The 15,514-nt window shown below is 59.0% G+C and carries 12 protein-coding genes; 6 read left to right on the top strand and 6 right to left on the bottom strand.

The features are described 5' to 3' along the window. From VK725_RS00925 to VK725_RS00915, 3 genes are all read right to left on the bottom strand, one after another. Positions 1-1,157, bottom strand: a 1,157-nt coding sequence (locus tag VK725_RS00925; protein ID WP_325316190.1) for an efflux RND transporter permease subunit, incomplete at its 3' end; no start/stop codon positions are given. 19 nt (positions 1,158-1,176) lie between these two features. Then, complete coding sequence (locus VK725_RS00920) at positions 1,177-2,430, bottom strand: efflux RND transporter periplasmic adaptor subunit (RefSeq protein WP_325316189.1); 1,254 nt, start codon at positions 2,428-2,430, stop codon at positions 1,177-1,179. A 298-nt stretch (positions 2,431-2,728) separates the two neighbouring features. After that, on the bottom strand, positions 2,729-3,604 hold the full coding sequence (locus tag VK725_RS00915) for a DMT family transporter (RefSeq protein WP_325316188.1): 876 nt from the start codon (positions 3,602-3,604) through the stop codon (positions 2,729-2,731). Positions 3,605-4,553: 949 nt separating this feature from the next. On the opposite strand from VK725_RS00915, the gene VK725_RS00910 reads away from it, so the two are divergent. The 5 genes from VK725_RS00910 (at position 4,554) to VK725_RS00890 (ending at position 9,687) form a co-directional block, all read left to right on the top strand. Beyond that, positions 4,554-5,723, top strand: coding sequence for an acyl-CoA dehydrogenase family protein (locus VK725_RS00910; protein ID WP_325316187.1), 1,170 nt, complete (start codon positions 4,554-4,556; stop codon positions 5,721-5,723). Between the two features lie 38 nt (positions 5,724-5,761). Next, positions 5,762-6,322, top strand: coding sequence for a GNAT family N-acetyltransferase (locus tag VK725_RS00905; RefSeq protein ID WP_325316186.1), 561 nt, complete (start codon positions 5,762-5,764; stop codon positions 6,320-6,322). Next, entirely contained in the window at positions 6,316-6,855 is a 540-nt protein-coding gene (locus VK725_RS00900; protein ID WP_325316185.1) for a GNAT family N-acetyltransferase, read from the top strand. Before VK725_RS00905 ends, VK725_RS00900 begins: the two co-directional genes overlap by 7 nt. Further along, on the top strand, positions 6,852-7,319 hold the full coding sequence (locus VK725_RS00895; protein ID WP_325316184.1) for a hypothetical protein: 468 nt from the start codon (positions 6,852-6,854) through the stop codon (positions 7,317-7,319). The genes VK725_RS00900 and VK725_RS00895 overlap by 4 nt, the downstream gene beginning before the upstream one ends. A gap of 97 nt (positions 7,320-7,416) precedes the next feature. Next, complete coding sequence (locus tag VK725_RS00890; protein WP_325316183.1) at positions 7,417-9,687, top strand: thiamine pyrophosphate-dependent enzyme; 2,271 nt, start codon at positions 7,417-7,419, stop codon at positions 9,685-9,687. A 48-nt stretch (positions 9,688-9,735) separates the two neighbouring features. Here the strand turns inward: VK725_RS00890 and VK725_RS00885 are convergent, their stop codons facing one another. Beyond that, positions 9,736-11,436 carry a diguanylate cyclase gene (locus tag VK725_RS00885; protein ID WP_325316182.1) on the bottom strand — a complete coding sequence of 567 codons (1,701 nt, stop codon included), beginning with the start codon at positions 11,434-11,436 and terminating at the stop codon, positions 9,736-9,738. A gap of 357 nt (positions 11,437-11,793) precedes the next feature. Between VK725_RS00885 and VK725_RS00880 the strand changes: the two genes are divergently transcribed. Next, on the top strand, positions 11,794-12,351 hold the full coding sequence (locus VK725_RS00880) for an NAD(P)H-dependent oxidoreductase (protein ID WP_325316181.1): 558 nt from the start codon (positions 11,794-11,796) through the stop codon (positions 12,349-12,351). Positions 12,352-12,361: 10 nt separating this feature from the next. On the opposite strand, the gene ppk1 is transcribed toward VK725_RS00880, so the two are convergent. Both ppk1 and VK725_RS00870 read right to left on the bottom strand, forming a co-directional pair. After that, positions 12,362-14,488 carry a polyphosphate kinase 1 gene (gene ppk1, locus VK725_RS00875; protein WP_325316193.1) on the bottom strand — a complete coding sequence of 709 codons (2,127 nt, stop codon included), beginning with the start codon at positions 14,486-14,488 and terminating at the stop codon, positions 12,362-12,364. 146 nt (positions 14,489-14,634) lie between these two features. Beyond that, positions 14,635-15,426, bottom strand: a complete 792-nt coding sequence (locus VK725_RS00870; RefSeq protein WP_325316180.1) for a helix-turn-helix transcriptional regulator — start codon at positions 15,424-15,426, stop codon at positions 14,635-14,637. Between the last annotated feature and the right edge of the window lie 88 nt (positions 15,427-15,514).

Here is a 15,514-nt window from a genome sequence, read left to right as displayed (position 1 = left end):
TTGTCGATCGAATAATTGAGCTCGTACATCATCGCCAGCGTGCCGATCAACGACACAGGCACCGAGATACTGGGGATGATCGTGGCTGGCAGATTGCGCAGGAATACGAAGATCACCAGCACTACGAGCACTACAGCGAGTACCAGCTCGAATGCCGCATCCGACACGGAGGAACGGATCACGCCAGTACTGTCGGACACCACATCGACCTTCATACCCGCGGGCAAGGTCGATTCCAGCTGTGGCAATTCCTTCTGGATCTGATCGACCGTGGCGATCACGTTAGCGCCAGGCTGGCGCTGCACGTTCAACACGATGGCTGGCGTTTTGTTGTACCACGCGCCTTGCTCGGTGTCCTGCGCAGCTTGCGTCACGCGTGCGACGTCGCGCAGATACACCGGTGCGCCGTTCTGATACGAAACCACCGTATTCAGATAATCAATGGGATCCTGGATCTGATCGTTGCCATTGATCGTGTAATCGAGATCGGGGCCGTCGAAGTTGCCCTTCGGCTGACTCACGTTCACGTTGGAGATCAGTGAACGAAGGTCGTCGATGTTGAGCCCGTATGCGGCCAGCTTCTGCGGATCGGCTTCCACGCGCACGGCGGGCACGTTGCCACCTGCCGGAGTCACGAGGCCCACACCCGATACTTCGGAAATCTTCGTGCCTAGACGATTATTGGCAATGTCCTGCAGCTGCGGCAGCGACATCGATTTGGAGGTGACCGCCAGCGTAAGGATCGGCTGATCGGCGGGATTCACCTTCGCATAAGTGGGCGGAGCGGGCAGGCCGGCCGGCAGCAAACTGTTGGCCGCGTTGATCGCTTCCTGCACGTTCTGTTCGGCGACATCGAGATTCAGCGATAGATCGAACTGCAAGGTGATCACTGACGCGCCGGCAGAACTGCTTGACGTCATCTGCTGCAAGCCGGGAATTTCACCTAGCTGTACTTCCAGCGGTGCGGTGACCGTGGTCGCCATCACCGAAGGGCTGGCGCCAGGGTAGAAGGTTTGTACTTGAATCGTCGGATAGTCGACGTCAGGTAGTGACGAGACCGGCAGAAAACGCATCGCGACGAGGCCCACTAGCACAAGGGCGATCATCAGCAGCGATGTAGCCACCGGCCTGAGAACGAACAGGCGGGAAATATTCATCGGATCGCGCGTCCGCTAATCACGAAGCGGACGAATCAGAGTTGGAGCTTTTCTTGTGCTTCCCACCCTGATGCGCTGTTGCCGAGGACGAAGCGGGTGCAGGCGCAGTGCCTGACTCTGCGGGTTTCGCGCCGGCAAGCTTGATCTTCGCGCCGTCGCTCAGGCGATCCATGCCATCTGTCACCACCGTCTGGCCACTGGAAACGCCTGAGAGGATCACGGTGTTCTTGCCATCGCTCGGACCGATCGTCACTTTTTGCACGGCCACGGAGTCATCGCTATTGACCAGATACACGAATTCGCCTGGCGCGCCGGTTTGTACGGCAGGCGTCGGCACCAGCACGGCGTTCTGCATGGTGTTGACCAGCAATCGTGCGTTGACGAATTCGTTTGGATACAGCGATTCGTCATCGTTCGGGAACGTCGCACGCAGCGTTACGGTGCCTGTGCTCGTCGCCATCTGGTTGCTGACGGCATACAGCGCGCCTGTTGCGAGTTGCTTGGAGTTGTCGCTGTTGTAAACCGTCACCGGCAACTTTGCGCCGGAACCGACACGCTGCAGCACATCGCCCAGCGAATTTTGCGGCACGGTAAATTGCACTGTGGTGGGTTTCATCGTGGTGATGACCACGATGCCCGGCGAGCTCGACGCCGTTACGTAGTTGCCCGGATCGACCAGTCGCAAACCGACGCGGCCAGCGACCGGCGCGGTGATGTGGCAGTACGCAAGATCGAGTTCGTCCTGGGCGATAGCCGCCTTATCGGCCTGCACGGCTGCTACATCCTGCTCGACCAGGAACTTCTGATCGGTGAACGTCTGCTCGGCAATCGATTTCTGTTCGTGCAACTGCGTAAAGCGGGCGAGGTCGGAGCGCGCCTGATCGAGACTGGCCTGATCCTTGGCGAGCTGTGCCTCGGCCTGCTGCTTGTTGATCTCGTATTGACGCGGATCGATCTGCGCGAGGAACTGCCCCTTCTGGACGTCCTGGCCTTCCTGATAACCCACTTCCGTGAGATAGCCGCTCAACTGTGGAAGCACGGTGACAGTGGCGACGGGAGTGACAGTGCCAAGCTCGTTCAAGATCACCGGCATGCTGCCCAAAGTGGCCTTGGCGCTGCTCACGACGATGGGCGGTGTGCCCTGCTTGGTTTTCTGCCCTGTAAAGATATGTAACACGATCAGGGCAACAATCACCAAAGCCACGATCGCGGCGATCCATACACCGCGTTTCTTTTGACCGTGTCCGGCTGCGCGTGGGGTATCGGCAGTCATAACCATCTCCAGAGGTTCATTCTTCAGTTTACAAGAGCTTTTCCATTTGCCGAAGCGTCACAAAAGGAGACAAGACAGTGTCGGCGAAACGCTCAAAGTGAGGGAAACGGGAAATTGTTCATGCGGTTGACGTGGAAGGAGGGTGACCCCTGACCTATATGAGGGTGTCGTCATATATGAGACTATTGGTTAGATTCCATGTGGATACGCGCAGCGAACGATCGTTTGTTCACTGACAACGTCTCTATGACTGCAGAGGAATCGAGTCGTTCCTCAAGCGGGACACAAGGTCACGCCATCACACCATCTTCGTGCGTTTCCACCACGACGTGACCTTTTCTTCACGTACCAACGTGAACAAACCCGCACCGAGAATCATCACGATGCCGATGAGCATCGGCCAATCGAGTTTGTCCCCGAATAGCCAATAGCCGAAGCCGATCGCCCACAGCATCTGACTGTACTGCGTGGGCGCGACGCGGTTTGCCGGCGCAATCAGTGTGGCATACATCAACAACACGCCAGCGAGTGCGGCTAACAGGCCGTAACCGGCGAGCAGTCCCCATTGCTGCAGATTCGGCCAAGCAAAGTGCGGAATCATCAGCATCGCGCCGCCGATCAGCGGACCGACCACACCCGCACCGTAAAGGCTGATGCGCTTTTCATGCGGGCCTGCCATGCGCAATGCAACCACCGAAGCGGCGGCGACAAGACCGCATATCAGCGCGGCCAGATGGCCCGCGCCAAGCGCGCGAAAACCTGGGCGCAATACCACGAGCACACCAAAGAAGCCGACAAACACGGCAGACCAGCGCCGCCAGCCGACATGCTCTTTCAGAAAAAGCACGGACAGCAACGTCACGAAGATCGGCATAAGAAAGATCAGCGTGAACACCTCTGCCATCGGCAGCAGGGTGAATGCGGTCACCGAGGCGATATTTCCGATCGCACCCGATAACGCACGTACCCACCAGAGCGCAGGCTTGCGAGCTGTCACCACGTCACGCCAACGGTCTTCTTTGGCCATGATGAAGGGCAGCGCGAGCAAACCAAATGCAGCGCCAAAAAAAACCGACTCGTAAGGCGGAATCGAGCCGTGCAGACATTTCACGAACGCATCGCTTATCGCGTAAGCCGCGAAGCTGGCGAAGCCGAGGAGGACACCTTTGATCATGTGTGGTCCAGTGGGGCGAGTGGTGCGTCGTGTTCGACAGGGGCGCAGCGAGAGATGTACAAAAAAATGCTCAAGTGAATACTAATCACGTATACGGATGACGAAGGTTATTGGCGTTTCTCCTTGGCTCGCTGCGCAATGGCTGACGTGAGCCACGCTTGTTGCAAGGCAGGGTTCCGCAGGATGCGTTCTTGTTGGCGACAACGCGTGTTTCCGTGATCGTCTCGTCTCACCGACAAGGATAGCTGCGACTTATGGCGGCAACCACACTGTTTTTTTGCAGTTTGCACGAAACGCGCAGACGGGGCGTGGAAAAACGAGTTCGGCAATTCCATGCTCGCATCCACGTTGTACAACCTCGGCACACATCGCGACAGTCAGCGCTATGACGCGGGCGAGAACGGACCACGTAGCAGTAAGGCTGCAATACACCCGCAGACGATGCCGCTGAAGACTTCGAATGGCGACCACCGAGCGATCAGCTTCAGCGGCTACGGCGGCCCTTACAACTTGACCATGCGTGGCAACTTTTATCAGGCGAATGCGAGCTGCGCGATCCCGGGCAGCTGTCTCGGCGGATGGATTGAGGATGCGCAGCTGCATACGAGCTGCGACCTTTATTTGAAATCCGCCCCCAATTTCGCAATATGGAACGTTGGATCATCGGTACGGCGTTTTCGCTCAAGTTCCTCTCGATCTACCCAGAGTGGCGGGAACGGCGCAACGATCCCTGTATCGGCGATAGCGGGAAAGGTGTTAACGACTCGAGGGGCCACTTTCATGAGCGTCGGGTCCTACTTCTAAGGGCCGGGTGGCGTATTCGGCCGCGCCCGGGCTGCCTCCGCGATCACAGCTGGCTCTAGGCTGACGGGCTTCCGCGCCCCGAGATGACCCGGAACCAGCCCCCCAGCTAGAATGTAGGGCTTCCCCGACCGTTTCCGGAACCGCTATGGCAGCTCGTTTGAATCCGCTCGACTTATACGACGTCCGCTCCCTGCTCACTGACGAAGAGCGCATGGTCCAGGACACCGTCGGCCGTTTCGTTGACGAAAAAGTCCTGCCGATCATTGGCGACTGCTTCGATCAAGGGCGCTTTCCCAAGGAACTGGTTCCGGAAATCGCCAGCCTCGGTCTGCTGGGCGCCACCATTCCCGAAAAGTACGGCTGCGCCGGCATGAATGGCGTCAGCTACGGCTTGATCTGCCAGGAAATGGAACGCGGCGATTCGGGTCTGCGCAGTTTCGCGTCCGTGCAGAGTTCGCTGTGCATGTATCCGATCTACGCCTACGGCAACGAAGAACAGAAGATGCATTACCTGCCGAAGATGGCCGCCGGTGAAATCATCGGCTGCTTCGGTCTGACCGAACCGCACGGCGGTTCCGATCCGGCGAACATGAAGACCAATGCCAAGAAAGACGGTGGCGATTGGATCATCAACGGCGCCAAGATGTGGATCACCAACGGCAACATCGCGCAGATCGCCATTGTGTGGGCACAGACTGACGAGGGTATCCAGGGCTTCATCGTTCCCACGGATACCAAGGGCTTCACCGCGCAGGAAGTGCACAAGAAGATGAGCCTGCGCGCGTCGGTGACATCCGGGCTGTTCTTCGACAACGTGCGCGTGCCAGATGCCAACCGCTTGCCGAATGTGAAGGGGCTGAAGGGTCCGCTCGGCTGCCTCAACCAAGCACGTTACGGCATCACCTGGGGCCCGATCGGCGCTGCGCAGGCGTGTCTTAAGGAAGCGCTGGATTACACGCAGGAGCGCATCCTGTTCGGTCGCCCGCTTGCAGCGAATCAGGCTATCCAGCTGAAGTTGGCCGATATGGGCCGTCGTATCACCACTGCGCAACTGCTGTCATTGCATCTTGGCCGCCTCAAAGACGCGGGCAAGATGGAACCCACGCAGGTGTCGCTGGCCAAGTGGAACAACGTGCGCATGGCGCTGGATATCGCGCGCGAATGCCGCGACATCCTCGGTGGAGCGGGCATCACGGTGGAACACTGTGCGATTCGTCACGCGCTGAATCTGGAGTCGGTTATCACGTACGAAGGCACCGAAACCGTGCATCAGCTAGTGGTGGGCCGCGAGCTCACGGGCATTAACGCGTTCTGATCCCTTCTCCCTGAGAGGGGAGTTCAAGGAGCCGAGCTTTGTCGATCCCCGATATACGCATCGAGACCGAGCGTTTGATTCTTCGGCCGCCTGTGGCGGCCGACTTCGCTGCGTACGCCCGAACCATGGCTGACCCGGAAGCTGCGCGCTTTATCGGCGGGGAACAGACGCGCGCCAAAGCGTGGCGCAGCTTTCTGACCGCGGCAGGCGCGTGGGCTATTCAGGGGTTTTCCACATTCTCCGTGATCGAGAAAGCATCGGGTCAATGGATCGGCCGCCTGGGTCCATGGCACCCGGTTGACTGGCCCGGCACCGAAGTGGGCTGGACTCTGAATCGGCGCGCGTGGGGCAAAGGTTATGCCTATGAAGGCGCCGTCGCCGCCATCGACTGGGCTTTTGAACACCTCGGTTGGCACGAGGTGATTCATCCCATCCATCCACAAAATCAATCGTCATTAACGCTAGCGAGACGATTGGGTTCGCAGTTGCGCGAGACGAAGCGCCTATCGTCATCGGTGGAAGAGGACATGGCCGAAATTTGGGGCCAGACGCGCGAACAGTGGTTGCTGCGACGACAACAAGGAGCCGTGTCGTGTTGATTCCCGATGTTCGCATTGAAACCGAGCGCCTGATTTTGCGGCCACCCCTGGCTGAGGATTTCGAGGCGTACGCGGAAAACATGGCCGACGTCGAAGCATCGCGCTTTATCGGCGGTCAGCAACCGCGCGAACTGGCATGGCGTGGTTTTCTTACGCTTGCTGGGGCGTGGGCCATTCAAGGCTTCGCCATGTTCTCCATCATCGAGAAAGAAACGGGCCGATGGATTGGTCGTCTCGGCCCCTGGCATCCGGTGGGTTGGCCAGGCACCGAAGTCGGTTGGGGACTGGCACGGGAAGCGTGGGGCAAAGGTTACGCCTACGAAGGTTGCGTCGCCGCCATCGACTGGACGTTCGAGCATCTGGGCTGGAGCAACATGATTCACTCCATCGATTCGGATAACGCCGCGTCGCTCGCGCTCGCCAAACGTCTTGGTTCCACCTTGCAGCGCAAAGTAGGCATGCCGCCACCGTATCAGGACCGGGTGGCCGAAATCTGGGGGCAAACGCGAGAACAGTGGCAGCGACGCAGATGACGCCGATCAGCCCATCCCTACGCGACGTGATTGAAGTCTGCGTGCCGCAGCTCCATCAGCATTGCTGCGATCCATGGGTAATCATAGGCAGCGCTGCTGCTGCGCTTGCAGGCGCCGATGTGACGGTCGCCGATCTTGATGTAATGAGTAGTGTCGACGACGCAGAACGCCTTAAAACGCTTTGGAAGTCGCGACTGAATACGACTTATAAGCCTGCCGGTACAGCACTGTTCCGCTCGCACTTCGCGCGCTTCGATTTTCCTGCGATGCCTGTCGAAGTGATGGGCGGCCTCGAACTTTATGACGCCAGCGCGTGGCAGCCCGTGCAAGTCGACGAGATTGTGCACATTGCATGTGCAGGCGTGCAGGTGCCCATTCCGGCACTCAGTGAGCAGATTCGCATACTTGAATGTTTTGCGCGGCCCAAGGATCTGCTACGTACTGAATTGCTGCGTGCCTTATGAAGCGGCTGTGCTTTCCCGTGCCGTCGGTTGTCAGGCACCTCTACTGATTTTTGATTCGCCATCGTGCGACCCGTCTTAAACGAGAAACGTAACCATCATGTCCGTCAGTCCCATCGCCGCCCGTCACAAGGGCTTCAACCGCGCCGAAATCGTCGATCAGAATTTCACGGAGTTCGTGCAGCATTGGAATGGTGACGTTCGCGCCAAGCCGCGCGACAACGATCCGATCTTGCCAGGCAGTGCGCTCGATGCGCGCGGATTCCGCGAACTGCTGGAATCGCAGCTGATCTCGCGTCACCTCGATCTGATGGCGCGTGTCCTGCGCGTGCAAAACAAGGTGTTCTACACCATCGGCAGTTCCGGTCATGAAGGCAACGCGATGATCGCGCGTCTTACGCGGCATACCGATCCGGCGTTCCTGCATTACCGTTCCGGCGGTTTCATGGCCGAGCGCTTCCGCAAACTCCCAGACATGGATCCGGTGATGGATTCGGCGCTGTCGTTTGCAGCAAGCAAGGACGATCCGGCATCGGGCGGCCGCCATAAAGTATGGGGCAGCAAACCGCTCTGGGTGCTGCCGCAGACATCGACGATCGCTTCGCATCTACCCAAAGCGTTGGGCACGGCAGTTGCCATCGAACAGGCACGCCGCATTGGCCATCAACTACCGATACCGGACGATTCCATCGCCATCTGCTCGTTCGGCGATGCATCCAGCAACCACGCGACCGCGCAAACTGCTTTCAATGCGGCGTCCTGGACGGCTTACCAGAAACTTCCCGCACCCGTGCTGTTCGTGTGCGAAGACAACGGCATCGGTATTTCGGTGAAGACGCCGAGCGGTTGGGTCGCCAACAATTTCCAGCATCGCCCTGATCTGGATTACTTCTTTGCCGACGGCCTCGATCTGGCCGAAGGTTACGCGCAAGTGCAGCGCGCGGTGGATCATTGCCGCAACACGCGTCGTCCGACGTTCCTGCATTTGAAAACCACACGCGTCATGGGGCACGCGGGTACCGACTTCGAAATCGAGTGGCGCAGCATTGAAGAGCTGGTTACGGTCGAAGCTTCCGATCCATTGCTGCGCTCCGCTGCTATCGCGCTCGCGTCGGGCCTTTACACGAAGGATGCGTTGCTCGCACTCAACGACACCCTTCGCAAGCGTTGTTTTGCAGCGGCGGAAGAAGCCGATCGCCGTCCGAAGATTGAACGTCTCGATGATGTAATGGCGCCGCTTGCGCCTTACACCCCGGCCAAGGTGAAAGCCGAGGCGGAACGTGCCGATTACAACGACAGGCGTGTTGCTGTTTTCGGTGGCGAAGAAAAACTTCCCGAGAAACAGCCGCCGCGGCATCTGGCCATCCAGATCAATCATGCCCTGCACGACGTCATGGCCAAATATCCGGAAACACTGCTATTCGGTGAAGACGTCGCGCAGAAGGGCGGTGTTTACACCGTCACTAAAGGTTTGCAGAAAGCATTCAAGGGAAGCCGCGTTTTCAATACGCTGCTCGATGAAACCGTGATCCTGGGCCTCGCGCAGGGTTACGCCAACATGGGCATGCTGCCGATTCCGGAAATTCAGTATCTGGCTTATTTCCACAACGCCTGCGATCAGATCCGCGGCGAAGCGGCGTCGCTGCAGTTCTTCTCCAATGACCAGTATCGCAATCCACTCGTCATGCGCGTGGCGTCGTTGGGTTATCAGCGTGGTTTCGGCGGCCACTTCCATAACGACAACTCGATTGCCCCGTTGCGCGATATTCCCGGTCTCGTCGTCGGTTGCCCAAGTCGCGGTGACGATGCCGCCACCATGCTGCGCACGATGATGGCGCTGTCCAAAGTTGACGGCCGCGTTTGCGCGTATCTGGAGCCGATCGCGCTGTATATGACGAAAGATCTCTATGACGCCGGTGACGGCCAGTGGCAGTTCGTGTATCCCGCACCGGGCGAAGCGATGCCGCTGGGCGAAGGTCGTGTCTATGACGACAAAGCTGACGACTTGGTGATCTTCACCTTTGGCAACGGCGTGCCGATGGCATTGCGCTCGGCGCGTGTCATTGAAAAAGAACTCGGTTGGAAAACGCGCGTTGTCGATCTTCGCTGGCTCGCGCCGCTCAACGATGCGTTCATTGCCGCACAGGCGAAGAACGCCAAGCGTATCCTTGTGCTCGATGAAGGACGCAAGAGCGCTGGGGTGGGTGAAGGCGTCATCACAGCCATCGTCGAAGCCGGTTACGGCAGCACACCGCTTGAGCGCGTGGTGGGTGCCGATACCTATACGCCGCTCGCCGGCGCGGCATTCCTTGTGTTGCCGGGCGATGCAGACGTTGTCGCAGCGGCTAAGAAACTCGCCTCGCGCAAGTAAATCGATGAAGTGTTTGGACGCCTTCTCTCTCGAAACGGAGAGAAGGCGTTAACGCTCTTGTTCGCGCGAATGACGGGTTTTGTGATGACCGCTGATCATTGCCGCGCGCCGCTCAAACGTGTGCACCTGATTGCGGCCGTTGAGCTTGACGTAATACATCGCCTGATCGGCACGCTCGATCAGCGATTCCAGCGTATCGCCCAGGCTGCGCATCGCAAGACCGATGCTTACGCTCAGCAGAAGGTCTTTTTGATCCACTGGAATTTCCAGCCGGTGTACGCGTCGGCATAGACGCGTAGCAACCTGCACGGCCTGCTCCTGATTCGTGCTGTGCAACATGGCGACGAATTCTTCGCCGCCGTAACGTCCCAGTAGATCACTGGGGCGAAGTTCGTGGCTAAGCACTTCGGAAACGGCAACCAGCGCGCGGTCCCCGGCCACGTGGCCCTGGCGGTCGTTGAGCGCTTTGAAGTGATCAAGATCGAGAAATAGCAGAGCGATAGGCTGATTCGTGTTGGCGGTGTCCGCCATCATTTTGCTGGCCGCTTCTGTCCACGCGCGGCGATTGAGCAAGTTGGTGAGTGCATCGCGGTCGGCTAGCACGCGCACGCTATCGCGGTCGCGCCGCATCGTCAGTGCGCGATCGGCAAGGCCCAGCGACAGCACGATGGCCTCGAACGCACCCATCGCGATGCTCGCATCGTTGAGCCAATCCAGCGTCGGCAACGCACCGGTCACTTGTGCGCTTGTCATCGCAGTCAGCACCAATAGCGGCGTCCATCCGACGAGGAAGAACCACGCCTGACGCGAGCCACGCACGCCGGCGGTCAGTGCGGTAATCAATAGCAATAGTGCGCCAAGTATCAGCACGGGGTTGATAAGCGTCTGCGCCATCGTGACGAGCGCTGGAATGTGACTGCAACGCAGCAGCACAATGAGCGTCATGCCAATGCCGAGCGCCACGACCGGCACCCGCAAGGTAGACGCATAGCGCGAAAGATCGCAGAAGCGAACGATAAACAAGGCGGCAAAGGAAACCGACAATGCAACGGCCGATGCGCCCACCAGCGTTTCATATCCGGCGAGCCAGCTCATGCCAAGCGGATGGAAGAGAAAACCCGTCTGCACACCTTGCACGACGACATAGCAAAGCATGTAGCCGGCGTACCAGGCGAAGGTCATGTCGCGCAGAATGAGCGCGAAGCACAGCGCCATCAGCGCCATCGCCACCATCACCGCAAAACACGCGGTGGCGAAGGCGAGCCAGTTGGAGTCGTCCTGCAGGTAATCGTCGAGGCTCTGCAGTTCGAAACGTTCCGGAGCGGCGAGCGTGTCGCTGGGTTCGAACTTCAGCAGAATCGGTTGGGCAGTGCCGCTGTCGACGGTCGTCAGGCGGAATGCGAGACGACCATGTCCGTGCAGCGGAGCAGAGAAATCATCTAGCGCAAGTGTACGGATGGGTGCGTCGTTCGCCCCATACAGCGTGATGGATCCGAGCGGAGCGGGGTAGATCGAAAGCACGCGTTCATCGCCGTCACGAACGGGCAGGGGCTGGAGCACGACCCAGCTGCCAAGCGTGTCGCGCGGAAATCGTTGCAGCATGGTCGGGTTGAACGGGCGCAGTGCCCCTTGGCGGAATGCATCCACTATCCGTGCCGGCACATCGCCGCGAACGACTTCGCGCCATGCGCCACGAAGCGGAAAGCCCGGACTCGCATGTAACAGCGAGAACAGGATCAGCCAAGCCAAGGGCAAGGCAGCCAGAAGCCACCTGCGGTGATGCCATCCCTTTGGTAAAACGTCCGTCGTCACCTCAGCCCCTTGTTCCTGAAGTGGCCGCAGGCGCCGCGTGCGCGTGCCTTGGCCTGACTCCGGTGTTCCTCTCTCACGCCCGATCAATTTCATGGATCGACCATGGCACCCCCATTGTGGACTTCCTGTGGGGGTGGGAAACCTCCGGTCATTATTCTGCAGCAATCATGCAGGGGACGTGCCAGCCCGTTAATAGGCTTAACTGGCGGTTTCACATTGAGTTACGGGGGGTTGAAGCATCTTCTTTCGGCTAGGTGTGACCGGCTGGGTCAGCTTTGTGACGACGGAGGATGTATGGCGGCGATTAAGGTGGCGGTGCTGGTAGGTAGCTTGCGCAAGAGTTCGTTCAACCGTCAGCTGGCGCGTGCCGTGGAACGGCTGGCGCCCTCGGATTTCTCCTTTGAACACATCCAGATCGATAACTTGCCCCTTTACGATCAGGATTTTGATCACGACTATCCCGCGGCCTGCACGGCTCTCAAGGAGCACATCAAGGCGGCGGACGCGCTGCTTTTTGTAACGCCCGAATACAACCGGTCGATTCCCGGGGTGTTGAAAAACGCGATTGATATCGCTTCACGCCCTTACGGTACGAGTGCGTTTGCCGGCAAGCCGGGCGCAGTCATGGGCATATCGATCGGCGCCACGGGAACGGCGCTGGCGCAGCAGCATTTGCGCAACGTGCTGGCCTACCTGGATGTTGCCGTGCTGGGGCAGCCTGAAATGTTTATCAAGCACACCGAAGGAATGTTCGATGCCGATGGCAACGTCGCCAACGAACACACCAAGAAATTCCTGCAGGGCTTCGTCGAGCATTACGTTGCGTGGGTGCGCAAGCAACTCCACGCGTAGCGTGTCGTAGTTATCGACCTGCCGGCGCGCCTGCACCGCAATACTTTTCCAGCAGCTGTTGCTGCACATCGTGCGGTGTCTGCGAGTCCGTGGGATGCAGTCGGACATATTGCCCATCGGGCTGCAGCATCCATGCGGTGGTGTTGTCGCACAGGTAGATATCCAGATCCTTGCGAATTCGCTGGCGCAACTTGCGGTCTTCAATCGGAAACGCTGTTTCCACGCGGCGATCCAGATTGCGCTCCATCAGGTCCGCGCTTGCCAGATACAGCGCTTCGTCACCGTCGTTCGCAAACCAGTAAGCGCGGCTGTGTTCAAGGAAACGGCCAATGATCGAGCGAACGCGAATGTTCTGCGAAACGCCGGGAATGCCGGGGCGAAGGCAACAGGTGCCGCGAACGATCAGGTCGATCTTTACGCCTGCGATGCTTGCCTTGTACAGCGCGCGGATCATCTTTGCATCGGTCAGCGCATTGATCTTCATGATCATGTGCGCAGGTTTGCCCGCTTCTGCGTGCGCGGTCTCACGCGCGATCATGTCGAGCAACGACTTCTTCAGCGTGAAAGGCGCATGCAGCAGCTTCTTCATTTTCAGCAGCTTGCCCATGCCGGTGAGCTGGCTGAAAAGCTTGTGCACGTCTTCGCACAGGGCAGCGTCGGATGTCAGGAAGCTGTAGTCGGTATACAGGCGGGCATTGCCGCTGTGGTAATTGCCAGTGCCCAGATGCGCGTAGCGCTGCAGTTTCTGGCCCTCGCGGCGTTGGATCAGAATGAGTTTTGCGTGTGTCTTGACGTCCACCACGCCATAGATCACTACAGCGCCGGCCTGTTGCAAGCGCGTGGCCAGTCCAAGGTTGGATTCTTCGTCGAAGCGGGCGCGCAACTCGACGACGGTAATCACTTCCTTGCCGGCGCGCGCGGCTTCCACCAGCGCATCCACAATCTCGGAGTTGGCACCGGTGCGATAGAGCGTCTGCTCGATGGTGAGCACGGCTGGATCTTTCGCTGCCTGGCGCACCAGATCGACGACAGTGGAGAACGATTCGTAAGGATGGATCAGCAGCACATCCTGCTTGCTGATCACCTGGAACAGATCCTCGGCTTTTTTCAGCGATTTCGGAATGGCCGGTACGAAAGGCGGATATTGCAGTGAGGGATCCTGGCAGCGGCTCACGATGCCGAAAAGGCGGGTGAGGTTGACTGGGCCATTCACTTCGTAAAGTTCGGCTTCGCTCAGGCCGAATTGCTTGAGCAGATAGTCGGTCAGTTTCTTCGGGCAGTTGTCGGCTACTTCCAGGCGCACGGCATCGCCGAATCGGCGCGAAGACAATTCGCCGCGCAGTGCGCGCGCGAGATCGTCCATTTCTTCCGGATCGATGGTGAGGTCGGCATTGCGCGTCAGGCGGAATTGATAGCAACCGCGCACTTCCATGCCCGGAAACAGTTCATCGGCGTGTGCATGGATGATGGAAGAAAGCAGTACGTAGTTCTCGCCGCCGTCGCAGACATCGTCAGGCAAACGTATGGTACGCGGGAGCACGCGTGGTGCCGGCAAAATCGCCAAACCCGAATCGCGACCGAACGCATCCACGCCTTCCAGTTCGACGATAAAGTTCAGGCTCTTGTTGACGAGCAGCGGGAACGGGTGTGTCGGGTCGAGGCCGATCGGCGTCATCATCGGCGCCACTTCCTGGCGGAAGTAGCGGTGCACCCAACGCTTCTGCGCGGCGGACCAGCTTTCACGGCGCACGATGCGAATGCCGTGTTTATCCAGTTCAGGCAACAAGCGTTCGTTGAGGATGGCGTATTGGCGCGTGATCTGGCGATGCGCGATCTCGCTGATCTCGGCAAGCGCCTGTCGCGGCTGAATGCCATCGGGCCCCGCAATTTCGTGCCCGAATGCCAATTGACTCTTCAAGCCTGCAACGCGGATTTCGAAGAACTCGTCCATGTTGCTGGAAAAGATCAGCAGAAACTTCAGCCGCTCCATCAGCGGCGTGCGTTCGTCCAGCGCCTGTTCCAGCACGCGATTGTTGAACTGCAACTGCGAGAGCTCGCGATGGATGTAATACGCCTTGTCGTTGAGATCGACAGCTGGTGTCGGTGCAGTGACTTCGGCGGCGGTGGCAGCGGACATGGCGTCTTGCTCGTGGCGTTTGCTCATCGGTGCACCATCCATGGAGCGGTCTTTGGATGGCGAGGCCTTGCCCGCGCGTGCGGGACTGTGTTTTGCCATCTTGCGTGAGCGGGTTGACACGGGTGTGACATCGGAATCGGTTTGCGTCATGCCACGTCCACCTTATGAGGAATCAAGTAATGACTGGGCGCTGCGCCCAGTGTGCGCCGAAAAGCGGCGGTAAAAGCGCTGGTGCTGCTGTAACCAAGCTCAATCGCGACGCGCGTCACCGATTGCCCGCGCCCCAGCCGAGCCAGCGCTGCGAGCAGGCAGGCTTGCTGGCGCCAGTTGCTGAAGCTCATGCCGGTTTGCTGACGAAAAAGGCGGGTAAAGCTGCGGCGACTCATGTCGGCTTTGTGCGCCATCGTATCGATGTCGATTTCCAGCGAGGGAGATTGGATCATCGCATGGCAGAGCTGAGCCAACCGTGGATCTTGCGGCAGCGGTGTGCTCAGCGGCAGCGTAGGCATCGCCGCGATTTCATTGACCAGCAGGCGCATCAGATGATCGTCGCGGCCGCCAAGCGCGTATTCCGCCGGCAAATCGACGGCTTCCGACAGAAGGGCATGCAGCAGGGGCGACACGCTAATGACGGTGCAATGTTCCGGCAGGCCCGCTTTTTCGGCCGCTTCGGGAAGGATATAAGCGCTCCGGGTGGTGGTACGGCCGCCCATGTGCACCACATGGGCGGCGCCGGCAGGAATCCACAGCGCACGGCGGGGTGGCACCACCCAGCTGCCTTCCGTAGTGGTCACGGTCAGTACGCCGGTAATGGCGTAAAGGCACTGCCCGCGCCGATGCGTATGGCTGGCTAATACCGTGCCGGCAGGATAGTCGTTGCCGGTGGCGACAACGTCGCGTGGCGTGTCTTCGTAGGCGCTTACGCGGGTATTTCGCACAATTGGCCCGAATTCAACAACTGATGACCCGATAGTGTATGCAGGCCGTGACTTCCTACTTTAAGGTGTGACTCGCATTGACGCAAAT

Origin of the sequence: Dyella sp., assembly GCF_035486915.1 — a bacterium.
Lineage (GTDB): Bacteria > Pseudomonadota > Gammaproteobacteria > Xanthomonadales > Rhodanobacteraceae > Dyella_B.
This window is presented reverse-complemented; position numbering and strand designations above follow the sequence as displayed.

Excerpts from the sequence above, each read along its gene's own strand:
- VK725_RS00880 (WP_325316181.1), top strand. The coding sequence starts at position 11,794 with ATGGCGGCGATTAAGGTGGCGGTGCTGGTAGGTAGCTTGCGCAAGAGT.
- VK725_RS00920 (WP_325316189.1), bottom strand. The coding sequence starts at position 2,430 with ATGACTGCCGATACCCCACGCGCAGCCGGACACGGTCAAAAGAAACGC.
- VK725_RS00915 (WP_325316188.1), bottom strand. The coding sequence starts at position 3,604 with ATGATCAAAGGTGTCCTCCTCGGCTTCGCCAGCTTCGCGGCTTACGCG.
- VK725_RS00895 (WP_325316184.1), top strand. The coding sequence starts at position 6,852 with ATGACGCCGATCAGCCCATCCCTACGCGACGTGATTGAAGTCTGCGTG.
- VK725_RS00910 (WP_325316187.1), top strand. The coding sequence starts at position 4,554 with ATGGCAGCTCGTTTGAATCCGCTCGACTTATACGACGTCCGCTCCCTG.
- VK725_RS00890 (WP_325316183.1), top strand. The coding sequence starts at position 7,417 with ATGTCCGTCAGTCCCATCGCCGCCCGTCACAAGGGCTTCAACCGCGCC.
- ppk1 (WP_325316193.1), bottom strand. The coding sequence starts at position 14,488 with ATGTCCGCTGCCACCGCCGCCGAAGTCACTGCACCGACACCAGCTGTC.